This is a genomic window from Streptococcus sp. zg-86, from assembly GCF_017639855.1.
Taxonomy (GTDB): Bacteria; Bacillota; Bacilli; order Lactobacillales; family Streptococcaceae; genus Streptococcus; species Streptococcus zhangguiae.
On the sequence record NZ_CP072115.1, the window covers coordinates 630,449 to 654,033 of the forward strand.

Below are 23,585 nucleotides of genomic sequence, written 5' to 3' on the forward strand. Positions count from 1 at the left end.
AGGATAATGAAAAAAATAGGACGAAAAGAAATCATTTTCGATTTCTTTTCCGAATAGAAAGATAGGACTTGTTGGAGCAGGCTAATAAGTTCTGTTTTTACTATTTAGGGGGTAGGAGAGATGAAAAAATACATGGATGCTCGCTGTCTGTTTAATCGGATGACACGAGTGAGTAGCTTACTTTTATTGGTCAGCTTAGTAGGCCTTTTTAATCATAAGCCAGTTTCGGGTTTAGAAGTTTCAGAAACGTTAGATAGCGCAACAACTCTCTCAGAAACAGTAGCATCTAGTAGTGAAGAGTCGACAGAAACTCCCGCACAAGATTCAGATATCAGTAGTGCTAGCTCATCTTTATCTAGTACAAGTTCATCTTCCTCAGCGACTGTTGAATCGTCAACAAGTTCGAGTAGTTTGGTTCCAGCCTTTGTTCAAAATGAAATCCAGACGAAACCTGCTGCAAGTTCTATAGAATCTGGTGCTTTGTACCGCTTGTATCACCCAGAATTACGCGTTCACCTCTATACTCGTGATGCAAATGAATACAAGGTACTAGGCAGTCGGAATTGGAAACAAGAAGGAGTAGCTTGGCAAACCTCGACGGGAGAAGGAGAAAGTGTCTACCGTTTGTATCATTCGGATTTGCGTGTTCACCTTTACACCAAGGATAAGAACGAATACCAAGTTTTAGCAAGTCGAGGCTGGAAGCAAGAAGGTGAGGCCTATCGCTCTTTTGGAAGTTTACCAATTTATCGTCTGTATCATCCTGGTTTGCAACGTCACTTGTATACGCGAGATGGGAATGAATACAAGGTATTAGGTAGTCGTGGCTGGAAACAAGAAGGGATTGCTTTTTACGGTATTCGTTCAGATGAAACAAATGCTCTACAGTCCTCTAATCAGCCTGCTACCAATGTTTCAGCTAGCCCAAAACAGGTTCTTCCTAAACCAAAGCTAACAGTAAAAAGAATTGATCAGGTCAATGGTCTTTTTGAAGTGGCTATACAGGCTGGTTCTGTTCCAAGTGATGTTACTCAAGTCTTGATGCCTGTATGGACATCGGATAATGGTCAAGATGATTTGATGTGGTATCGAGCGGTGCGCCAAATAGATGGTAGCTATATGGCGATTGTCAATAGTTATAATCATAAGACGTCAACTGGAGAATACAATATTCATTTGTATTTTGTGAGCGATCATCAGTCTAAAGCTATTACTTCGCTAAAAACAACTCTTTCTATTTCAAGACAAACAAATCCTCGGGCTGGAGTGATTGCAGCAGCTAGAAATTTACTGGGTGCGCGTCATGGAGAGTTAGAACATACACTCCTGGTTAATGACTATAATCGTGTCGAGCCACGACCGGTAAATTATACAGTGAAGTATTCGGATGATTGGTGTGATGTGTTTGTAACAACTATTTTCCAGCGTCTAGGATTGAGCAATTTGATTGGAAGAGAGTGTGGAGTGGAACGCCATGTGCAGATTTTTAAAGAGCTAGGCATTTGGAATGAGAATGGCTATACAATTCCAAGGGCTGGTGATTTGATTGTCTTTAACTGGGATGATGACACTCAGCCGAACGACGGCTTCTCAGACCATATTGGCATTGTGGAGAAAGTTGAAAGAAATTATATTCATACAATTGAAGGAAATAGTGGCGATGAGCGTATTGTAAGACGCAGAGTTTATAAAGTTGGAGATGGAAATATCCGTGGTTTTGCTAGTCCTCGTTACTAATTGATTTTTTACACTACAAAAGAGTTGGCTATCTATCGCTACATAATTGGAGGCAGATTAGGTGTTGTTGACTCTTTTTGTGATATCTAAGAATAGTTTTCTAGAAGGCCTTGAAAAAAATATCAGAGTGTGTTAGTATAATAAATAAGGATTTTCCTTTTTATATTACTTGAATTATGAAGCGGTAGGAGTGAAAAATGAAAAATAGTAGACGTTCGCAGCATCAATTACAACGAGTCATTCATCTTGGAGTTTCATTATGCGTGTTGGGCCTATTGAGTTTATCAGGTAGTTTATCCGTCCAAGGGTTAGAGGAGTCGCTTTCTTCTACTAGTCAAGCAGCTGATACGATTGTAGAGGATAGGTCTGCCACAAGTGAGTCTAGTTCGCAGGTTGATTCTAGTCGTTCAATGATTTCCTCTACTCATGCTGATTTGACAAATGCTAGTTCAGAATCATCTTCTAGTAGTTCTTCCATCAATACATCAGCTAGTCAGTCTGAAACACTTTCAGGTTCTATTGATGGAAAGACGGTAGAAAATTCTCCTGCATCGAAACAATCAGCAGTAACTGAGCCAAAGAGTGACAAGATATCTGGCGAAGCATCCCCACTTTATCGTTTATATCATACAGGCTTACGTGTCCATCTTTATACCCGAGATCAAAATGAATACAATGTTTTAGGTAGTAATGGTTGGAATCAAGAAGGGATAGCTTGGCAAACTGCTGTACAACAAGGTGAAATTGTTTACCGTTTGTATCATCCTGGTTTGCGTGTCCATCTCTACACCAAAGATGTGAATGAGTATCAGACTCTAGCAGTCCGAGGTTGGCGCCAAGAAGGTGAGGCCTACCGTTCTTATGGTTCTATCCCTGTATATCGTCTGTATCATCCAGGGCTACAACGTCATTTGTATACATATGATGAAAATGAATATAAGGTCTTGGGAAGCCGTGGTTGGAAGCAGGAAGGAATTGCTTTTTATGGCATTGGAGCAGGTATTGGAAATACAAGTCCGGTTGTGAGCACTCCTCCTTCTATGCCGACAGTCTCAGGGAAATTAAGTGTACAAGTTGGGGCGAATGGGCAGTTTGATGTAAAAATAACAGATGTTCAGCCTAAGGAACAAATTTCTGCTGTAAAGGTAGCTATATGGTCTGAAGTAGGTGGACAAGATGATATTGCTTGGTACACTGCGAATCGGGCAGCAAATGGGGATTATCAATTGACTGTTCATGCTCAAAATCATGGTTATCAATATGGAGCTTACCAAGTACATCTATACTATGAATTACCGGCAAAGCAGATGGTTGGTATTCAACAAGCTCGTGTGATATTGCCAGAAGGTCCTGCAGCTGGAAAACTATCGATTAGTAGTGGAAATCAAGACGAATTGAGTTTTGATGCTATTGTGTCAGATATTGTAGCACCTAGTGGTCTGGAGGAAGTAGCGGTAGCTGTGTGGTCTGAAGCAGGTGGACAAGATGACTTAAAATGGTATACAGCTAGCAAGCAGTCAGATGGTCAGTATCGAGTTCATGTAAATGTAGCAGATCATCATTATTCATTTGGAACTTATCACATCCATGCCTACCTTACGTCTAAATCGAAAAAAGCAGTCAATATTGCTACAGCGACTACAGTAGTAGCGCAGCCTAGCCAGTCCGTTACGATTGCTTCTAGCTATTTAGGGACTGGAAATTATCGTCTGCAGTTTAACGGAGTATTTGCGGACAAACAGTTACGCTTTGCGGTTTGGTCTGAAGTAAATGGTCAGGATGATTTAAAATGGTACGAGGCATCACGAAAAGATGCAGCGACATTTGTCGGTCAGTTCAATGCCCAACAGCATTCTCACACAGGGAACTATCAGGTCCATCTCTATGCGGTTGTCAATGGTCAAATGAAAGGCTTGGCATCTACTACTATTCACGTTCCTAAGGCTGATTTCTCTGCTCCTTATTATTCCCAAAGAGATAGTCGCTGGGGAGGACGAGTGTATGGACTTTGGCGTTTTAATGATTCTGGTTGCGTGCCGACTGCAATGGCAATGATCATTTCAGGTTTAAAAGGTGAAGGGGTAAGTCCTGTGACGGTTGGAGAGCATCTGTATCATCAAACCTTGGAATTTAACCGCGGTTATTTTGGAACAAGTAGTAGAGGTATCGCGTTAGCAGCTAAGAACTGGGGGTTAAAAACAAATGTGTTAAATTCGCAAATAGAACTGACACGTGCCCTTCAAGATGGTTACTATGTTGCGGCAGCAGTAGGGCCTGGACGTTTTGTGCTTAATAGTACCCATGAACTGGTTTTAAAAGGGTATAAAAATGGCAATACCTATGTTATGGATCCTTACAATCCTAACAATAATGGCTGGTATAGTATTGATTATTTATGGGCAATTCAAAGTAAAGATTCAATTGACTTGACAGAAGGACGACCATTTTTGAAGATAACAGATTGATAAGGAGTGGGGACAGTTGATTTCGTTGAAATCATGACTGTATCCTACTCCCTTTTCTATGCAGTCTTTCCTGTTTTATACGGAATGAACATCGAGGGTAGACTTTTTTCAGCTGTTATTGAGTGTGAGTTATTTGCTTTTATATTAAAAATGACAAATAAGATGGATAAGAGAGAATAGGCTCTAGTTTTACAAGTTAGGCGTAAAAGGGTATAATAAAGAGCCAGATAAATTGGAAAGATGAAAGAAAATGTATGACGGAAAATAGAACAATAGAACAGACACAGCAGCAGGCGAGCATGGTCAAGGGACTGGCTTGGTTGACAGCTGGGAATTTTATTAGTCGTTTGCTTGGAATTGCCTACATTATCCCTTGGTACATGTGGATGGGGAGCCACCGGGCGGAAGCAAATGCCTTATTCAATATGGGGTATCAAGTATATGGGAATTTCTTGCTAATTTCAACGGTTGGCCTACCACCCGCAGTAGCCAAGCAGATTGCCAAATACAATATACAAGGCCGGCAGGATATTTCCTATTATTTAGTCAGAGAATTCTTTAAATTGATGTTAATTTTAGGAGCACTCTTTGCTGGGGTGATGTTTCTCAGTTCTCCACTTTTGGCTGAGCTTTCTGGAGCAAAAGAAGAGCTGATTCCGGTGATGTATAGCTTGGTGCCACCGCTCTTTATTTTTCCAGCTATGAGTATTATGCGTGGTTTTTTTCAAGGACATCAGAATATGAAACCTTATGCCGTCAGCCAAATTGTAGAGCAAATTGTTCGTGTTATTTGGATTTTGGGAACCACCTTCTATATTATGAAATTGGGCTCAGGTAATTACCTTTCCGCAGTAACCCAGTCAACCTTTGCTGCCTTTATGGGTATGATTGCAAGCGTAGGAGTATTGATTTATACCTTGTATAAAGAAGGGTTTGTTGCAAAAATTATAGGAGCAAAACCTGCAACAGATTCAATCGATTTAAAACCATTGATTGTAGAGACGATTAAAGAAGCGATTCCTCTGATTATTTTGGGCTGCGCGATTCAGATTTTCCAAATTGTTGACCAGCTTACTTTCATCAATACCCTACTGCAGATAACAAATTATTCGAAGAAGGAATTATTGGTACTTTCGGCATACTTGACTTCTAATCCCAGCAAAATTACCATGATGATTATCGGTATTACTAGTTCGATTGGGAGCGTAGCGATTCCGATGATTACAGAACGATTTGTGCAAAAAGATATCAAGGGTACAACGGATTTGATTATCGATAATCTTCAGCTATTCTTTCTCTTAATTATCCCTGCGATTGTAGGGACGGTTGTGTTGGCTAGACCGCTTTATAGTGTCTTTTATGGACCAGCAGAAGATCAAGCTATTTACCTTTTTATCATTAATTTGCTATTAATTTTTATTCAGGGATTGTATTCTTTACTTGGGATTATTATTCAAGCCATTTTTCAAAATCGCAAAGCAGTAGTGTATTTCTTCATCGGTTTTGCAGTAAAATTAGTCCTCCAATTCCCATCTTTATACTTGTTTGGAGTTTACGGCCCCTTGATTTCGACTGCGATTGGTTTGACCGTATCAGTTATTTTGTTTGATCGTCGGATTTATCAGGTTATTCCTGTTTCACAATTTCGCTTATGGAAAGATGTTCGGACGGTGTTAGGAATTTCCCTTATCATGGGCCTCAGTGTTTGGTTAGTGGAAGCCGGTCTGAGTTGGTTCTTCCCTGCAAGAGGATATGTATCAAGTGCTATCCATGTAACTATTTCAGGCTTTGTCGGCATTCTAATATTTGGCGTCTTGACCTTGAAGAGCCGTCAATTGGATAAATTGATTGGTCCTCGAGCAAGTCGTCTACGTAAAAAATTCCATATCTCATAGAAAAGTCTCATTCCCGAGATTTTTCTTTTTTATCTGCTCGTCAGACTACATAAAATGAAAATTTTATGATAAAATGATAAAGATAGAATAGAGGAGTAAGATGATGAAACCAAAATATGAACGTATTCTTATAAAATTATCTGGAGAAGCCTTGGCTGGTGAACGTGGTGTGGGAATTGATATTCCAACTGTTCAAAAAATAGCTCAAGAAATTCAAGAAGTGGCTGCTTCAGGTGTTCAGATTGCTTTGGTAATTGGTGGTGGAAATCTTTGGCGTGGAGAGCCAGCAGCAGAAGCTGGTATGGATCGTGTTCAGGCTGACTATACTGGTATGCTTGGGACAGTGATGAATGCCTTGGTCATGGCAGATGCGTTGCAACAGTTTGGTGTTGATACTCGGGTACAGACAGCCATTGCCATGCAATCAGTCGCAGAGCCTTATATTCGTGGACGTGCCTTGCGCCATTTAGAAAAAGGTAGAATTGTGATTTTTGGTGCAGGAATTGGTTCTCCTTATTTTTCAACGGATACAACGGCAGCCCTTCGTGCAGCTGAAATTCAGGCAGATGCTATCTTAATGGCCAAAAATGGGGTGGATGGTGTCTACAATGCTGATCCGAAGAAAGACGCAAACGCTGTGAAGTTTAACGAGTTGACTCACCGAGAAGTGATTAGCCGTGGCTTGAAAATCATGGATGCGACAGCCTCTACCTTATCGATGGACAATGACATTGACCTTGTTGTCTTTAATATGAATGAGTCAGGCAATATCAAACGAGTAGTATTTGGCGAACAAATTGGAACAACGGTTTCAAATAACAAAGAAGCAAAATAAAGGAGATTTTATGACAAAGGAAATTATTTCAAAAGCGCAAGAGCGCATGGCACATTCGCACCAAAGTTTGGCACGTGAGTTTAGCCATATTCGTGCAGGTCGTGCTAATGCAAGCCTATTAGACCGCATTTCAGTTGAGTACTACGGAGCAGATACTCCGCTCAACCAGTTGGCAGGGATTACCGTTCCAGAAGCGCGTGTTCTATTGATTACTCCATTTGACAAGTCTATCTTGAAGGACATTGAGCGTGCGATTAACGCTTCTGATCTTGGTTTAACACCGCAATCTGATGGTACAGTTATTCGCTTGGTCATTCCAGCCTTGACAGAAGAGACACGTAAAAGCTTGGCCAAAGATGTGAAGAAGGTTGGGGAAAATTCGAAAGTGGGTATCCGCAATATTCGCCGTGATGCCATGGATGAAGCAAAGAAAGCAGAAAAAGCGAAAGAAATTACAGAAGATGAGTTGAAAACACTTGAAAAAGATATTCAAAAAGTTACCGATGATGCCATTAAGAAAATTGATCAAATGACAGCTGAGAAGGAAAAAGAACTCTTAGAAGTCTAAGGAAAATGTATGGGCGGGGCTGAAACCCTTAGCCCTTTTGGCGTTATTGGGCCATTTATTATCAGATTGAAGGAGTGAGTTCTAGGATTTGGAGAACCCCCTTATAATAGAAATAGGAAGCAAAAAATGAATCAATTATTAGCAACGGTTATTACAGGTCTCGTGACAGATGAGAACAAGGAGTATTACTTTGTCCAAAAGGAAGGCTTGACCTTTGCACTGGCAAAAGAAGAGGGAGAACACCAACTAGGTGAGTCTATTAAAGGCTTTGTCTATACAGATATGAAGCAAAAGCTTCGTCTGACGACCAAAGAAGTGACGGCAACCCGCACGAGTTTTGGCTGGGGAGAGGTGACAGAAGTCCGCCGTGATTTAGGTGTCTTTCTTGATACCGGTTTACCAGACAAGCAAGTGGTTGTCTCACTAGATGTGTTGCCAGAAATCAAAGAATTGTGGCCAAAAAAGGGCGATAAACTGTATGTTCGATATGATGTGGATAAGAAGGATCGCATCTGGGCGCTTCCAGCCTTCCAAGAAGACTTTCAACGTTTGGCAGGGCCAGCCTATGACAATATGCAAAACCAGAATCTACGTGCTATTGTTTATCGTTTAAAATTGAGTGGAACCTTTGTTTACCTGCCAGATAACAATATGTTAGGTTTTATTCATCCAAGCGAGCGGTTTGCAGAGCCACGTTTGGGGGAAGAATTACAGGTACGGGTCATCGGTTATCGGCAGGTAGATCGGACCTTAAACTTGTCTGTCAAGCCACGTTCCTTTGAGATGTTGGAAAACGATGCGCAGATGGTCTTGACGTATTTGGAAAGCAATGGTGGTTTTATGACCTTAAATGACAAGTCATCTCCGGACGAGATTAAGGCTACATTTGGGATTTCAAAAGGTCAATTTAAAAAAGCTCTTGGTGGCTTAATGAAGGCTGGAAAAATTAAGCAGGACGAATTGGGGACAGAGTTAATCTAGTTGTAACCTTTTCCCATCCTGATTCGTTATATAGATAAAGTAGAGAAATGGTATAGGAGAGAAAGAGTGAAGAGAGTTGTTGTATGGTGTTTGGTGTTCATCTTGTCCTTGGTGTCAGTACCGGTCTGGGCGGATGAGCTGATGGATATTACGCGGGCTGCGGGATATGATGTGAAAGACATCAATCGTCCTAGATCCTCTATCATTATTGATGGAAATACTGGTAATATTTTATGGCAAGACAATCCCGATGAAGTTCGTGATCCTGCTAGTATGAGTAAGGTAATGACACTTTACCTCGTTTATGAGGCGATAAGCCAAGGGAAATTAACGGAAGATACTGTTATTACAGCGACAGAAAAGGATCAGGCCATTGCCGGTATCTATGAAATTTCAAATAATAAAATTGTTGCAGGAGTTGACTATACCGTTGGTGAATTGATTACCATGACAGCTGTTCCGTCTTCAAATGCGACAACTGTTATGTTGGCGAATTATCTTTCAAACAATGATCCAGATACCTTCTTGGATATGATGAATGCTAAATCGCAAGAGCTAGGCATGACCAACACTCATTGGTTCAATGCGAGTGGGGCATCAGCTGCTTCTTTCAATGGCTACTACAATCCGATACGTTATGACCAATATGCACCTAATCAAACAACAGCAAGAGATTTGGCTATTCTAGTCTATCATTTCCTGAAAAACTATCCTGGAATTTTAGAGCATACCAAACATCCTGTGGTAACGGTGAAAGCAGGAACTCCTTATGAAGAAACCTTTGAAACCTATAATTATTCTTTACCGGGTGCTCGGTATGGTATTGAGGGAGTAGACGGCTTGAAAACAGGTTCTAGTCCGCGTGGAGCCTTTAACTACATCGCAACGGCAAAACGTGGAGAACAACGATTGATTAGTCTCATTATGGGAGTGGGTGATTGGTCTGATCAAGATGGAGAATACTATCGTCATCCATTTGGTAACGCCTTGTTGGAAAAGGCCTATGCGGATTATGACTATAAAAAAGTCTTGTCTGCAGGGAAACAGACAATCAATGGTCAAACCTATCAAGTACCGTCTGATGTTTATGCAACGGTGCGCCGTGGTCAAGAACCGACCTATACTGTTGAAAACAATCAGTTGCGGGTCAACAATGATCTTGAAGTGGTCAGTCCTCTGATTTCAGATAGTCTAGCTGTTGAGCCAATGGGAAATGATGCGAAAACATCTGCTACCAGTAGTACGAATACTGGAAATACCATGCTAAATAAAGTAACTTCTATTGATTGGCATCTTCGTAGCTATTGGTATGTTTTCTTGCTTCCGCTTGTCCTCATCTGTTTGATACTCCCTTTCCTCATTGCCCATCGCAAGAGTAAAAAACGTCGTGAGAAAATGGCAGAAGAAGCTGGATTGCGTTCGCGTCGCTACCGTCGGAGATAGGAGAGTGAGCAGCCATGAGAAAAAGTTTTTATAGTTGGCTGATGACCCAGCGTAATCCTAAAAGTCATGAGCCGGTTGCTATTCTAGCAGACTTAGCCTTTGAAGAAACAGATTTCCCAAAGCAATCAGATCATTTTGATGAAGTGAGTCGTTTTTTAGAAGAGCGGGCAAGTTTTAGCTTTTCCATGTCAGAATTTGACCGAATATGGGAAGACTATTTAGCTCATTAAGCCTTATTTTACATACAAAAAGTGTATCTTACTTGTCGACTGATGACCAAATGCAAAAGACCCGTCATTTCTGACTGATAAAAAACGTCCCTTGGACGTTTTTTTGGTATAATAGAAAAAAGACCGATAAAGGAGCAAGCTATTGCAAGAACATTCAATTGATATTTCCCTGTCCCACCCAGATGATATGCTGAGTTTATTTGGGTCAAATGAACGTCATCTGCGCCTTATGGAGCAAGAATTGAAGGTGGTGATTCATGCGCGTACAGAAGTGGTACAGGTGATTGGAGAGCCAACTGATGTCGAGTTGACACGCCTGGTTATCCAGTCCTTACTCGTTTTAATTCATCGTGGATTGACTATTCAGTTACCAGATGTGGTAACGGCTATTTCCATGGCTAAAAATGATGAGATTGAGAAATTTGTGGCCCTCTATGAAGAAGAAATTATCAAAGACCACTATGGTAAGCCTATTCGAGTCAAGACCTTGGGGCAAAAACTCTATGTCGATAGTATCAAAAGTCATGATATTGTCTTTGGAATTGGACCAGCAGGGACAGGAAAGACCTTTCTTGCCGTCACACTTGCCGTGACTGCCTTAAAACGTGGACAAGTGAAGCGGATTATCCTCACCCGTCCTGCGGTGGAAGCAGGGGAAAGTCTGGGATTTTTACCGGGTGATTTGAAAGAGAAAGTCGATCCCTATCTTCGTCCAGTCTATGATGCCCTTTATCAGATTTTAGGAAAAGACCAAACAACTCGACTGATGGAGCGTGAGATTATTGAGATTGCGCCTCTTGCTTATATGCGTGGCCGAACCTTGGAGGACGCTTTTGTAATCTTGGATGAGGCGCAAAATACAACCATTATGCAGATGAAAATGTTTCTGACCCGCCTTGGTTTTCACTCCAAGATGATTGTGAATGGGGATAGTAGTCAGATCGACCTACCACGAAATGTCAAGTCTGGGCTGATTGATGCAACTGAAAAGCTAAAGAAGATTCCGCAGATTGACTTCGTACATTTTTCAGCCAAGGACGTTGTCCGCCACCCTGTTGTTGCGGAAATTATCAGAGCTTATGAACCAGAAGAACGTAAGGAATAGGAGTTTTCATTCTTGTAATGAATCCTATGTTGGGAAAGAATAGTGAATGTGGGAGGTAGGGACCAAAAGTCCCACCTCCTTTTTACCTGTCTAGTTGTGAGGCTGGTATGTTTCCATGAAAAATCCTCTTCCTATGTTTTAAGAATTGCCTTTTCACTTTAAAAATAGTTCCCTAGCTTCTAAGTTTTGTATTTTTTGTTGAAAAATAGTTTCCTAACTTTTACGTCTGCCTTTTTTCAATGAAAAATCTTTCCCTATTTTTCAAGTCTCGCTTTCTCTGTTGAAAAATAATTCTCTATGCTTTAAGTCTTGTCTTTTTCATTGAAAAACGACTCTCTATTTTCTAAATCTCGTTTTCCTTGATGAAAAATTGCTCCTTATTTTTTACGTCTGCCTTTTTTCAATGAAAAATCTTTCCCTATTTTTCAAGTCTCGTATTTCTCGTAGAAAAATGGTTCTCTAACATCTAAGCCCGGCATTTTTTACCAAATTATTTCTTACTTGAACGCCAAATTGAAGAAAAACACCTCTGTCTACTCCAATAGGTAGGAGAGACAGAGGTGTTGCTGATGAGTTAAATGAGTTCATCAATACTTGTGTAGTCTTGACTGAGGCCAGCAGCAACGGCAGCATTGGTGATGAGCCCTTGATAGGTTGTAACCCCCTGTTTAAAGCCAGCATCCTCTAAAATCGCTTGCTTGAAGCCGTTATTTGCCAGTTTTAGAATATAAGGCAAGGTAACATTTGTTAAGGCGATGGTAGAAGTACGGGCAACAGCTCCTGGGATATTGGCTACTGCATAGTGGAGAACACCGTATTTTTCATAGACAGGTTCGTCATGCGTTGTCACACGATTAGCTGTTTCAACGACACCACCTTGGTCTACTGCTACATTGAAAATGACAGAACCAGGACGCATTTGTTTGACCATGTTTTCTGTTACCAGTTTTGGTGCTTTTGCTCCAGGAAGTAAAACAGCTCCAATGACCACATCTGCATCTTTGACGCTTGCTTCAATGTTAAATGGATTGGACATGAGGGGTTGAATTTGATTGCCAAAGACATCTTCCAAGACAGAGAGGCGTTTTGCGCTGATGTCTAAAATGGTTACCTGTGCTCCAAGACCTAGAGCAATACGGGCTGCATGGGTTCCTACGATACCACCACCGATAATAGTTGTACGCCAGGTACACCGCCTAAGAGGACTCCAGATCCACCTGCTTGTTTGGTCAGGAAGTGCGCTCCGATTTGAACAGCCATACGACCAGCAACTTCACTCATAGGGGTAAGAAGTGGTAATTGTCCATTGTCTGTTACAGTTTCGTAAGTAATACCAGTAGTTTTACTAGTGAGCATAGCTTTTGCTAAATCGGGTGCTGCAGCCATGTGAAGATAGGTGAAAAGGACTAAATCGTTGCGGAGGAAGCCGTATTCTTGACTGAGCGGCTCCTTGACTTTGACAACCAACTCGCTGGCCCAGACTTCTGCTGGTGTAGAGAGAATTGTTGCCCCCTGTGCTTCATAATCTGCATCCGTAAAGCCAGAACCAAGTCCAGCTCCTGTTTCGATGACGACCCTGTGTCCTTGTGCAACCAGACTTTGAATCCCGGCAGGTGTCAGAGCCACGCGATTTTCGTTATTTTTAATTTCTTTTGGAATACCAATGAGCATATAGTTAGCCTCCTTTTTCTATGTCTTTAGTGCATAGGAAAATACTTGGAAAATCAAGTAAGAGTTATGAATTCTCGGCAGGAGGAAAGACGACAGTCAGCTGAGTAGGCTACCTTTAGTGCTCAAAAAGGGAACAATATGCTAAGCAACTATTTTATCAATTTGATTTTTCTAATTTTGACAAGAGAAATTGGATTGTTGTTTATTCTTTAAAAATGACGATAAAAATATGGCTGGAGTGATTGACAAATAGAAGTCTTCTTGGTATACTATTGGAGTATTGCTGGTTTAGCTCAGTCGGTAGAGCGCATCCATGGTAAGGATGAGGTCGCCGGTTCAATCCCGGCAACTAGCATACGATAGCGAAAAAAACCTTTGTAGATAAGGTTTTTTTGTTGCTTGAAATGTTGCTAAAATGACGAAATGAATACAGTAGGTTGAAATCAAATACGGTTGATAATGATAGGTAATCGAAACTAGTTGTGAGTAAACAAAGCTTGATAACAGTATAACAAATAGCAAATGAACGATGGGAGTCTGTATGCTCATTTTGTGTATAAATAGGGTAGTTCATTTGAAATGTGAAACTATTTTCGAAAAAAAAGCCAGTCAATTCTTGACATCCTATTATATTCTGTTACAATGATAGATATATAACGATTTGAAAGGAGAATAAAAATGAACAACAACGTAGTTATGAACGCTTATGTTTTTCAGAATGAACTCCTTTCTAAGTATCGGCCTTAGTGTCTTTTTGTGGACTTGAGGGACTCGGGATGGAGTGATTCTATCTCGGGTTTTTTGTGTACTCTAATGTATTTCAGTTTTTATTTATTTCATCATTAACTCAACTTGCCTGGTGTGAAATCGAAACTGGGAGACAATGGAATTTTGAGGAGGAAGAAATGATAGGATTTATTATGAACTATGTAAAACAGCACAAGTGGTTGTATTTACTAGTTGCCATTACCTTGATAATATATGATGTTAGTTTGTTGGTTCCGACCAAGATTATTCAAGGCTTGGTAGACAAGATTAGTCAGCAGACCTTGACAGAAGCCAGTTTGATACAGGATATGCTGATTTTAGTAGGGGTTACTATTTTAACCTATGTTACCGGCTACATTTGGCATGTGAAGTTATTCCAGTCATCGGTGCGCTTTAAATTCGAGATGCAGCAGCAATCATTTTGGAAATTGGTTGTGATGCGAACTCCTTTTTATGAAAAATTTCGTTCAGGCGATGTGATGACGCGCTTTTCAACAGATGTAGAAGGCTTGATGGACATGGTAGGCTATGGTCTGATGATTGTAGTCTATGCAGGTGGAATGATTGCCTTTATTATTCCGACCATGTTCGTCATTTCTTGGCAAATCAGCCTTGTAGCCCTAATTCCTATGGTCATGTTAGTTGCGGGAATCTATTTTATTGGACAGCAGCAGGATAAGGCAGTTGAAGCCAATCGTGAAGCAGTTGCTGATCTTAATGATGAGGTGTTGGAAGTTGTCGAAGGGATTCGTGTAACAAGAGCGTATAGTAAAAAAGAGCGACAAGAACGTAAATTCCAGGAACGCACGCGCAAACTAGCCCGTGGCGGAGACAATATTATGGTCTTTCAATCCTTGTACAGTCCCTTAGCGACCATTTTATTGGGACTTGCGACAGTAGCAATTTTAGGAATGGGAGCGATTTTCTTAGAGCGAGGGCAGGTATCGCTTGGTCAAGTGATTGCCCTGCAACTCTATACAGGAACCTTGCTAGAACCGTTCTGGATGTTATCGGACTTTATCTTAGTTTATCAGACTGGGAAGACCTCTTTTGTCAAATTGCAGGAACTGATAGAAACTGGTGATGACATGGAAGAAGATGGCAAGGACTTACTGGTAAGCCTGCAAGAAGTAGCCTTTAGGGACTATGATTTTCGCTATCCACAGGCAGAACGCAATAGTTTAATAGGAATTTCATGGACCTTAAAAGCTGGTCAGACAGTCGGGATTGTCGGAAAGACTGGTTCAGGAAAAACGACATTGGTTCGTCAGTTCTTGCGCCAATACCCTATCGGAACACAAGGATTTACTATCAATGGTCAATCTGTACTGGATTTCAAGCGGTCTTCAATTGAAGGTAAGATTGGCTATGTACCACAGGAGCATATTTTATTTTCCAAGACGGTACGAGAAAATATCGCTCTTGGAAAGCCCGGTAGTCAGATAGAGGAAATTGCTCAGGCGATTGAAACAGCAGATTTCACCAAGGACTTGGAGCGTATGTCTGAGGGAATGGAAACCATGATTGGTGAGCGTGGGGTGTCGATTTCAGGAGGACAAAAACAGCGGATTTCGATTGCTCGTGCCTTTTTGAGAAATCCAGAATTGCTCATTTTGGATGATTCCTTGTCTGCGGTTGATGCGAGAACGGAACGCCAAATTATTGAAAATATCCAAAGAGAGCGTGAGGGTAAGACCAATATCATTGTGACTCATCGCTTGTCTGCAGTCCATCATGCGGACTGGATTCTGGTGTTAGAAGACGGTCGTATTATCGAAGAAGGAACTCCCGGACAACTCTTAGCAAATGAAGGCTGGTATTATGAACAATACCAACGTCAGCAAAGTCAGGAAGGAGAAGAAGCATGAGAGTGATGCTAACCTTATTAAAAGAAGTCCGTCATGTCAAGGGCTTGTTTGGTCTTGGGATTCTCATCTATCTTGGGGCTTCGACCTTTGTACGTCTATCACCTATCCTTTTGCAACAAATCATCGATGGTCCCATAACAGATTTGAGTAAGGGTTTACCTTTTGACCAAGTAGCCTTTCTCTGGCAATTAGCAACGTATATTGCGGTTAATATCGTAGGTGCTCTGTTTTTCTATCTCTCAACACGTATCCTGATGCACTGTGCCAACCGGATTGCGGAGATTCTACGCAACAGAACCTATGATCAGATGCAGCGGTTGCCGATTTCCTATTTTGATGACAAACCAGCAGGAAAGATTGCAACACGGATTGTTAACGATACAGAGACCTTACGCAATCAATTCTATGCGACCCTAGTCTACATCTTCAATAACCTTGTCTATTTGGTCTTTACCTACGGAGTTATTTTTTACATGAATGTCCATCTTGGACTGGTTCTGTTGGCTTTATTGCCAGTATTCTATGGTTTGCAGCTCCTGTACAAACGCTTGACGGATCAGCCGATGAAAGATTTTTACGATGCCCGAAGTGACATCAATACCAAGGTTAATGAAGCCATGAATGGGGCAAGTTTGATTCAGCTTTATGGTCAGGAAGAGGCCATTATGCAGGATTTTGAACAGACGGCTACTAAGATGAAACAAGCAGAGAATCGAGTCATCTGGGCCCAATCCATTGCTACATGGAACATGACAGAGATGGTCAAATACTTGGTCATTACCTTAGTCTTAACGATTATCGGTCAGCAATTTTTGGCAGGACAATGGTATCTGACTGCTGGCCTTCTCTTTGTGTATATCAACTATGTTTCCAATGCTTTTGATGCGATGGGACGATTGGTACAGCAACTTCCAAATATGTTGCGCTCCTTAGAAACAGGGAAACGCCTATTAGCTTTACTCGAAGAACCTATGGAAAATGATAGTGAGGCTGAATTAGTTGTCACAACGGGTCGTGTGGTATTTGACCATGTTCAGTTTGCTTATGAAGAAGGGAAACCGATTCTGAAAGATATTTCCTTTGAAGTCGAAAAAGGGGAGACGATTGCGCTTGTCGGTCATACTGGATCAGGCAAGACTTCCATTATGAACCTTCTCTATCGTTTTTATGACCCGCAAAAAGGGCAGGTTCAGATTGATGGTCAAAATATCAGAGACTATTCACGTGAAAGTGTGCGTAACCATATGGGTATTGTTCTCCAAGATCCCTATCTCTTTACAGGAACCATTGCTAGCAATGTTAGCATGAACGATGAGGAGATGGATCGGCAGAAGGTATTGGAATCCTTAGAAAAGGTCGGTGCAACGGATTTGTTGTGTCGTCTGGAGAAAGGAATTGATGAGCCTGTAGTGGAAAAAGGAGCTGCGTTTTCAAGTGGGGAGCGACAGTTAATTGCCTTTGCTCGTACACTGTACTCGGATCCGAAGATTCTCATTTTGGATGAAGCAACTTCGCACATTGATACAGAGACCGAAGAAATTATCCAGCATGCTATGGAGGTTGTGAAAGAGGGACGGACAACCTTTATTATTGCCCACCGCTTGTCTACCATTCAAAATGCCAATCAGATTTTGGTGCTTGATAAGGGAGAAATTGTAGAGCGAGGCAATCATGAGGAACTCATTGCGCTTGAAGGAATCTATGCACAAATGCAGGCCATTCAGCAGCGAGTTGATACCCAATTCTAAAAAATATAGTGGATTGAGACAGGAATAGGACAAGGCAAGGAGCTGCAGATGGAACTGGCGTTCATCAAAGCGACTTAATACTGGTCAAAAATCAAAGTCTGACGTCGTTAACTCACCTTGCTTCAACAGTCCAGTGGACTGTTGAAGGTTGGAAATAAGGATTATGTCATAATCCTCCAGCTTGAAGAAAAAGTCTTTTTATTGCCACTATCCTCATGTGCTTTCGGACATCAGCGACTTCCTTCGGAGTAAAATAATCCAGTGGATTATTTTAGCCCGAGCCCAGAAACAAAGGAGCGAAGATAATCGATTTTAACGAAATCACGACTTCTGTCTCACTCCCACTTTTAGCACGGCGGAGGTGGCGGTATTGTGCTCGCTACGCTCGCAAATTTTCTAACCTTAAAACTACAGAAAATGAAATATCATTGTAATGTTTTTCTGAATTGTGAGGTTTGTCTACATTCTGAGGATTATGTTATAATCCTCAGCTAACATTAGTCCGAACTAGGTGGTTCAGTGGAGACGAGCTATGTTCGCTCTATTTCTCACCTTCCACAATTCTCAATTGGAAGGGGCGAGCTGCGCTAGTTCCATTTCCAGTCTTCCACAATTCTCAATTGTGGAAGCTAGTCAGATTTTGATTTTTATAGAGTATAATGATGTCCTAACCTTTATTCCATTCACTATAAAAAGAGTGAGGACAGTCGAGAGTAGGCATTTCGATTCATGTCCTACTCTTTTTTTTTACGATTTTCCTTAAGAATGTGGAAAAACATCTTGTTTGAAAGCATTTACAATAAAGCTTGCTGGGATTATACTAGAATTAAAAATAGGAATAGTCTTTCAGTTTTAATCTAGTAGATTTTTCATTCGTCTTACTTTCTAAAGTAAGACGAATGATGATGTTAATAGAGTGTAAACAAAACAAAGAGGCTATAAAAAGGAGAAGCTATGTCAGAAAAAAAAGTGTATCGTTTCCCAGAAGGTTTTTTGTGGGGTAGTTCGACATCTGGACCACAGAGCGAAGGGATTGTTGCAGGAGACGGTAAGACGAGAAGTAATTGGGATGCTTGGTATCAACAGGAGCCAGAACGCTTTTTTGATCAGGTTGGTCCTGAACAAACCTCGACCTTCTATCAGCATTACCAAGAAGATATTCAGCTCTTGAAAGAAACAGGGCATACCGTTTTTCGGACCTCTATTCAGTGGTCACGTTTAATGGTAGACGGGGTCGGTCAGGTCAATGAAAAAGCTGTTGCCTTTTATCGTCAGGTTTTTCAAGGCATTGTAGCCCAAGGAATCAAGCTGATTGTCAATCTCTATCATTTTGATTTGCCATATGCCTTACAAGAAAAAGGAGGCTGGGAAAATAAGGAAACCGTTTATGCTTACGAGCGGTATGCGAGAACATGTTTTGACTTATTTGGTGATATTGTAGACACTTGGATTACCTTTAATGAGCCGATTGTGCCTGTTGAATGTGGTTATTTAGGTGATTATCATCTTCCTGGAGTGATTGATGCGAAAGCTGCAGCTTTGGTGGCTTACCATACGCAATTAGCAAGTTCCCTAGCGGTCAAGGTCTGTCATGAATTACATCCAGAACACCGGATTTGCATTGTCTTAAATTTGACTCCGGCCTATCCACGTAGTGATAGTAAAGAGGACCAAGATGCGGCTCGGATTGCGGAGTTATTCCAAATGAAGAGTTTTCTTGATCCGTCTGTCTTAGGTAGTTACCCGACTGAATTGGTGGATATTTTAAAAAGGCATGCTATTTTACCTCCGGCAACGGAAGAGGAATTGCGCATCATCAAAGAAAATACAGTAGACTTTTTGGGTGTGAACTACTACCAGCCGATTCGGGTGCAGGCAAGAAGCAAGCAACCAAGTCCTGATGAGCCACTAACACCGCATTACTATTTTGAACCCTATGATATGCCTGGTAAGAAAATCAATCCACATCGGGGTTGGGAAATTTATGAAAAAGGGATTTATGATATTGGGATAAATCTCAAGGAACAGTACGGGAATATCGAGTGGCTAGTGACAGAAAATGGTATGGGTGTAGAAGGCGAGGATAAATTCCGCAAGCAGGGTGTCATCCAAGACGATTATCGTATTGCCTTTATCGAAGATCATTTGATAGAACTCCACAAGGCGATTGAAGAAGGGGCGAACTGTAAAGGTTATCTGCTGTGGACCTTTATCGATTGCTGGTCTTGGCTCAATGCCTATAAAAATCGCTATGGTCTGATTGAGTTGAATTTGGAAACGCAAGAACGAATCATCAAAAAATCAGGTCATTGGTTCAAAAAACTAAGTGAGAACAATGGTTTTGAACGCTAGGAGGTTTTATGCTAACACTTGGCTTTTCACTCTATCCAGAAAAATATGACCTCAAGCATTCCCTTGATTATATTGACCTACTAGCTAGATATGGAGCGAAGCGACTCTTTATGAGTCTTCTGCAATTGTCAGATGGAATGGACGATTATGGTCAGCTTTATCAAGCCATTATTGCCTATGCAAATCAGCAGGGGATTCGAGTGATTGCGGATGTCAGCCCAGCTTTTTTGGAAGCAAATGGTTGGCAAGATTGTCTGATTGAAAAGTGTCGTGAATTTGGACTAGCAGGCCTAAGGCTTGATGAGGCCTTACCATTAGCTGATATGGTGACCTTGACCCATCATTCTTACGGCATTAAAATCGAGCTCAATATGAGTACTGATAAGCGGCTTTTGACAGACTTAATAGCAGCCGGTGCCGATTTGAGTAATCTCATTGCCTGTCATAACTTTTATCCTCATGAATTTACTGGTCTATCTCGTTCACATTTCTTGGAGATGTCACGTTTTTACCATGAGAGAGGTATCGAAACAGCAGTCTTTTTGAGTTCGAATACGGCCTTAGAAGGACCGTGGCCTGTTACAGAAGGTCTTCCAACTTTAGAAGAAATCCGTCATGCTCCACTAACTGTTCAGGCAGAAGTGATGAAAGCAACTGGCTTGTTTGATACGGTCCTAATTTCTAATCAATTCATAGCAGAAACAGAATTGGCAAGTTTGGTGGAGGTATTGGGACAGGACAGCGTTGGGCTAACCTATGAGCCCTTGGTGGAGTTAACAGATATAGAACAGAAAGTTCTAGCTTTTCCTCATCGCTATCGGGGAGATGTATCTGATTTTGTTATTCGCTCAACTGAACCACGTGTCCAATATCAAGAAGCGACTGTTCCTGTGCGACTTCAATCAAAAGCAGTTACACGCGGAACCATTGTGATAGATAATGATGCTTACTTGCGCTATAAGGGAGAAGTGCAAATCGCTCTTAAGTCCTTTACCATGACGGATAAGACAAACATCGTCGCCCAACTGACACCTTGGAGTTTGCTGATTTTAGATTATCTGCAACCTTGGCAAGCCTTTCGACTGGTAGAAGAGATCAATCCCCTTTAAAGACTTGAACGAATCCTATTTCGTTACTTGTTTCTATCTGTTAGAAATTAGTGAGTACAAACTTCACTAGCATTACGGAAAAAAGAAGTGTAACAAATTCTCAACTATTTGTTACAATAGAATTAGGAAAGGGTTTTCAAGGGTAGGAGGTGAGAAATGCTAACAAAAAAAGAAGCAGCAATTGTGGACGCTTTGCTGCAGCACCAAACTAGCTACCTTTCAAGTCAAAAAATTGCAGCAGCAATAGGGATGAGTGATCGAACCATTCGAAAGTATTTGGGACTGATCGAAGATAAAATAGGACATCACGGAGCTGTTTTAACGTCTAAGTCAGGCTATGGTTACCTGCTTTCCTTTACAGATGAGGAAGCCTTTCAATTGTATTGGCAAGAAGTGCAGAAAGCAGATCGGTTTATCAAGGAAGTCACCCAATTAGAAGAATCGATTGATAGGCGGCACTATATTATTCATAAACTCTTTTTGGAGGATGACTGTCCAACTATTTCTGATCTATCGCAGGAATTATATCTGAGTAAAACGAGTATTGCGCAACTGCTTCATGACATTAAGGACTTGGTTTTACCATACGGCATTAAGGTTCAGACGGGTCGTAAGGGTATTCGGATTGTCGGGAAGGAAGGTGCGATTCGCCATTTCATCAAAGATTATTTCTTTTTAGATAGTTTTCAGCAGTCAGTTTTTTCATTGATACATGATGAATTATTGGAGGAAAGCCATTTTTCAGAGATTATCATGGTGGTGATTGACGAATGTCGCAATGCCCAGCTACATTTGCCAGATTTTATTCTTCATAATTTAGTGGTTCATTTAGCCTTGATGATTCGTCGGATTCATCTAGGAAAAGAGATGAAGATTGTGTCCGGTGAGCAGCTAGGAGATAGTCGTGAGTATCAGGTTGCACAAAGAATTTTACATCGTCTGTCTGAAAGTTTTGCCTTGGTCTTTCCAGAGAAAGAGGCAGAATATATCTCCATTCATCTCCATAGGGGGAGTATAGAAGATACTGAGGAGCAGGAAATTCCTCAGAAAACAGATGATCTAGCGACTCAGCTTAATCATCAATTGGAAGAACTGGGGCAAGAATTACAGGTGCCATTGCAAACCGATGGACATCTGCTAGAGTCGCTAAAAGCTCACTTTGTTCCTCTTGTGCACCGACTAGATAATCATATTCAACTGCTTAATCCTTTAAAAGAAGATATTATCAAGCAGTATCCACTTGTATTTGAAGCTGTGAAGCAGCATTTTTCAAGAATGCCTCTGTTGCAGCATTACCAGATTACTGATGATGAGTATGCCTATATTAGTCTGCATATTTTGGCTTCCTTGGAAAAAATGAGCACCCAAAATCACCACCGTGTTTTGGTGGTTTGCGCGAGTGGCTATGGAAGTGCACGGATGTTACAGAGTCGATTGGAAAAGGAATTCCCCCAGGAGTTGGAGATTGTAGAAGTTGCTAGCTACCTTGACTTGTCCGAACACAAGCTAAAAGGAATTGATTTTATCATTTCCTCAGTCGATTTAGGAAATTTGGTCTTTCTCGTTCCAGTTGTTAGAGTAAATGTCCTCTTGCAGTCACAAGACATTGCGCGTATTCGTGCTCATATGGCGAAAAAAGCATGGACGAGTAGTGATTCTGATCTGGTTCATACGAGTGAACCAAGGCAAAATCAGCAGTCATTAGATATCACTCAACTCTTTCAAGAACATCAATTTTTATACTTTGACAAGGCAGTTGATAAAGAGACGCTTCTATCAGAAATGATACAACGTTTGGATGAAGCAGAAAATCAGCCATTTCAGTTGGATTTCCGTAAGCAAATTGCTGTCCGTGAAAATCTGAGTTCGATTGTCTATGATGAAGTTCTAGCCTTTCCACATCCAGCAAAAGCTCTATCTTTGACGGAACAAGTAGTAGTAGCGATTTGTCAAGAACCCGTAAAGTGGGACAAAGAACATGAAAAGGTACAGTTTATCTTCCTTCTTTCGCCTTCAAAAGGAAAAAATGAGCGGATGAAGGTATTGACTCCAGCCTTGGCTAGTTTTGTCCATTGTCCAGAGCTACATAAAGAATTGTTGAGCAAACCAACACTAGAAAATTTTATAACAGTAGTACGCCCTTTATTATAGGGAAGGAGGAATTAGAATGAAAAATATTATGTTAGTATGTAATGCTGGTATGTCTACTAGTATGTTAGTGACCAAGATGTTGAAATCTGCGGCCGATAAAGGAATTGAAACAACTATTTGGGCTGTTCCTGTCTCAGAGGTTGCTGATGAAGTAGCGAATAAATCAATTGATGTCTTACTTGTTGGACCACAGGTTAAATTTATGTTGGATGAGTACAAGGAAAATTATGAGCCTGCAATCAAAGTAGGCGACATCAATATGGTAGATTACGGAACAATGAATGGGGACAAAGTCCTTGACTTTGCCTTAGCCTTACTAGGAGATTAACAATGGTAGAACCAGTAAATCTTGAAGCAATCATGGGGCTGATTATGCATGGAGGCGATGCCAAGGGAAATGCCGTTAAAGCGATTCGGTCTGCGAAGAAAGGCGATTTTGAAGAAGCAGCAGCCTTTCTTGAAAAAGCAAATCAATCCTTGAGCATTGCGCATAAATCTCAAACAGCTTTGTTATCAGAGGAAGCATCCGGTCAGTCGGTAGAAGTTTCCCTTCTAATGGTGCATGGACAGGATCATCTCATGAATGCTATTACATTTTTGGATATGGCCAAGGAGACGGTTGACCTTTACCGCCGAATAGAAGATATGGGGGGATAGTA

Annotated in this window: 16 protein-coding genes, 1 tRNA gene and 1 pseudogene; 17 read left to right on the forward strand and 1 reads right to left on the reverse strand. The window is 41.1% G+C overall.

Features of this window, described 5'->3' with window-relative positions:
• The first annotated feature begins 120 nt into the window (after positions 1 to 120).
• From J5M87_RS03220 to J5M87_RS03260, 9 genes are all read left to right on the forward strand, one after another.
• Complete coding sequence (locus J5M87_RS03220) at positions 121 to 1,737, forward strand: GBS Bsp-like repeat-containing protein (RefSeq protein WP_154608721.1); 1,617 nt, start codon at positions 121 to 123, stop codon at positions 1,735 to 1,737.
• A 197-nt stretch (positions 1,738 to 1,934) separates the two neighbouring features.
• On the forward strand, positions 1,935 to 4,202 hold the full coding sequence (locus J5M87_RS03225; protein WP_154608722.1) for a GBS Bsp-like repeat-containing protein: 2,268 nt from the start codon (positions 1,935 to 1,937) through the stop codon (positions 4,200 to 4,202).
• A 254-nt stretch (positions 4,203 to 4,456) separates the two neighbouring features.
• Entirely contained in the window at positions 4,457 to 6,097 is a 1,641-nt protein-coding gene (locus J5M87_RS03230) for a putative polysaccharide biosynthesis protein (protein WP_154608723.1), read from the forward strand.
• A 103-nt stretch (positions 6,098 to 6,200) separates the two neighbouring features.
• On the forward strand, positions 6,201 to 6,932 hold the full coding sequence (gene pyrH, locus J5M87_RS03235; RefSeq protein ID WP_154608770.1) for a UMP kinase: 732 nt from the start codon (positions 6,201 to 6,203) through the stop codon (positions 6,930 to 6,932).
• Positions 6,933 to 6,942: 10 nt separating this feature from the next.
• Positions 6,943 to 7,500 carry a ribosome recycling factor gene (frr, locus tag J5M87_RS03240; RefSeq protein WP_154608724.1) on the forward strand — a complete coding sequence of 186 codons (558 nt, stop codon included), beginning with the start codon at positions 6,943 to 6,945 and terminating at the stop codon, positions 7,498 to 7,500.
• Between the two features lie 126 nt (positions 7,501 to 7,626).
• A complete protein-coding gene (cvfB, locus tag J5M87_RS03245; RefSeq protein WP_154608725.1) occupies positions 7,627 to 8,481 on the forward strand; it encodes an RNA-binding virulence regulatory protein CvfB in 855 nt (284 codons plus the stop codon).
• Positions 8,482 to 8,547: 66 nt separating this feature from the next.
• Entirely contained in the window at positions 8,548 to 9,924 is a 1,377-nt protein-coding gene (locus tag J5M87_RS03250; RefSeq protein WP_160463276.1) for a D-alanyl-D-alanine carboxypeptidase family protein, read from the forward strand.
• Positions 9,925 to 9,938: 14 nt separating this feature from the next.
• Entirely contained in the window at positions 9,939 to 10,154 is a 216-nt protein-coding gene (locus J5M87_RS03255; protein WP_154608726.1) for a YozE family protein, read from the forward strand.
• A gap of 142 nt (positions 10,155 to 10,296) precedes the next feature.
• Positions 10,297 to 11,259, forward strand: a complete 963-nt coding sequence (locus tag J5M87_RS03260; RefSeq protein WP_154608727.1) for a PhoH family protein — start codon at positions 10,297 to 10,299, stop codon at positions 11,257 to 11,259.
• Positions 11,260 to 11,833: 574 nt separating this feature from the next.
• Here J5M87_RS03260 and ald read toward each other — a convergent pair.
• Positions 11,834 to 12,930 (reverse strand): annotated as a pseudogene (gene ald, locus J5M87_RS03265) (alanine dehydrogenase).
• Positions 12,931 to 13,212: 282 nt separating this feature from the next.
• Between ald and J5M87_RS03270 the strand changes: the two are divergent.
• From J5M87_RS03270 to J5M87_RS03305, 8 genes are all read left to right on the forward strand, one after another.
• Positions 13,213 to 13,285 (forward strand) — tRNA-Thr (locus J5M87_RS03270).
• A 550-nt stretch (positions 13,286 to 13,835) separates the two neighbouring features.
• Complete coding sequence (locus tag J5M87_RS03275) at positions 13,836 to 15,566, forward strand: ABC transporter ATP-binding protein (protein ID WP_154608728.1); 1,731 nt, start codon at positions 13,836 to 13,838, stop codon at positions 15,564 to 15,566.
• The gene (locus J5M87_RS03280; RefSeq protein ID WP_154608729.1) at positions 15,563 to 17,314 is read left to right on the forward strand and encodes an ABC transporter ATP-binding protein; all 1,752 of its coding nucleotides are present in this window, start codon (positions 15,563 to 15,565) and stop codon (positions 17,312 to 17,314) included. Before J5M87_RS03275 ends, J5M87_RS03280 begins: the two co-directional genes overlap by 4 nt.
• A gap of 954 nt (positions 17,315 to 18,268) precedes the next feature.
• Positions 18,269 to 19,666 (forward strand): glycoside hydrolase family 1 protein, encoded by a 1,398-nt coding sequence (locus tag J5M87_RS03285; RefSeq protein ID WP_154608730.1) that lies wholly within the window; start codon positions 18,269 to 18,271, stop codon positions 19,664 to 19,666.
• A gap of 8 nt (positions 19,667 to 19,674) precedes the next feature.
• Positions 19,675 to 20,775: a DUF871 domain-containing protein gene (locus tag J5M87_RS03290; RefSeq protein ID WP_154608731.1), complete on the forward strand. Its 1,101-nt coding sequence runs from the start codon at positions 19,675 to 19,677 to the stop codon at positions 20,773 to 20,775.
• A 156-nt stretch (positions 20,776 to 20,931) separates the two neighbouring features.
• The gene (locus J5M87_RS03295; RefSeq protein ID WP_154608732.1) at positions 20,932 to 22,926 is read left to right on the forward strand and encodes a BglG family transcription antiterminator; all 1,995 of its coding nucleotides are present in this window, start codon (positions 20,932 to 20,934) and stop codon (positions 22,924 to 22,926) included.
• Positions 22,927 to 22,942: 16 nt separating this feature from the next.
• The gene (locus J5M87_RS03300) at positions 22,943 to 23,254 is read left to right on the forward strand and encodes a PTS sugar transporter subunit IIB (RefSeq protein WP_154608733.1); all 312 of its coding nucleotides are present in this window, start codon (positions 22,943 to 22,945) and stop codon (positions 23,252 to 23,254) included.
• A gap of 2 nt (positions 23,255 to 23,256) precedes the next feature.
• Positions 23,257 to 23,583: a PTS lactose/cellobiose transporter subunit IIA gene (locus J5M87_RS03305; protein ID WP_067088501.1), complete on the forward strand. Its 327-nt coding sequence runs from the start codon at positions 23,257 to 23,259 to the stop codon at positions 23,581 to 23,583.
• Positions 23,584 to 23,585: the final 2 nt, after the last annotated feature.

What these genes read in the sequence shown, in the direction of transcription:
- J5M87_RS03255 (WP_154608726.1), top strand. Translation starts at nt 9,939, where the DNA reads ATGAGAAAAAGTTTTTATAGTTGGCTGATGACCCAGCGTAATCCTAAA.
- J5M87_RS03275 (WP_154608728.1), top strand. Translation starts at nt 13,836, where the DNA reads ATGATAGGATTTATTATGAACTATGTAAAACAGCACAAGTGGTTGTAT.
- J5M87_RS03220 (WP_154608721.1), top strand. Translation starts at nt 121, where the DNA reads ATGAAAAAATACATGGATGCTCGCTGTCTGTTTAATCGGATGACACGA.
- J5M87_RS03280 (WP_154608729.1), top strand. Translation starts at nt 15,563, where the DNA reads ATGAGAGTGATGCTAACCTTATTAAAAGAAGTCCGTCATGTCAAGGGC.
- J5M87_RS03300 (WP_154608733.1), top strand. Translation starts at nt 22,943, where the DNA reads ATGAAAAATATTATGTTAGTATGTAATGCTGGTATGTCTACTAGTATG.
- J5M87_RS03285 (WP_154608730.1), top strand. Translation starts at nt 18,269, where the DNA reads ATGTCAGAAAAAAAAGTGTATCGTTTCCCAGAAGGTTTTTTGTGGGGT.
- cvfB (WP_154608725.1), top strand. Translation starts at nt 7,627, where the DNA reads ATGAATCAATTATTAGCAACGGTTATTACAGGTCTCGTGACAGATGAG.
- J5M87_RS03225 (WP_154608722.1), top strand. Translation starts at nt 1,935, where the DNA reads ATGAAAAATAGTAGACGTTCGCAGCATCAATTACAACGAGTCATTCAT.
- pyrH (WP_154608770.1), top strand. Translation starts at nt 6,201, where the DNA reads ATGAAACCAAAATATGAACGTATTCTTATAAAATTATCTGGAGAAGCC.
- J5M87_RS03305 (WP_067088501.1), top strand. Translation starts at nt 23,257, where the DNA reads ATGGTAGAACCAGTAAATCTTGAAGCAATCATGGGGCTGATTATGCAT.
- frr (WP_154608724.1), top strand. Translation starts at nt 6,943, where the DNA reads ATGACAAAGGAAATTATTTCAAAAGCGCAAGAGCGCATGGCACATTCG.
- J5M87_RS03295 (WP_154608732.1), top strand. Translation starts at nt 20,932, where the DNA reads ATGCTAACAAAAAAAGAAGCAGCAATTGTGGACGCTTTGCTGCAGCAC.
- J5M87_RS03230 (WP_154608723.1), top strand. Translation starts at nt 4,457, where the DNA reads ATGACGGAAAATAGAACAATAGAACAGACACAGCAGCAGGCGAGCATG.
- J5M87_RS03290 (WP_154608731.1), top strand. Translation starts at nt 19,675, where the DNA reads ATGCTAACACTTGGCTTTTCACTCTATCCAGAAAAATATGACCTCAAG.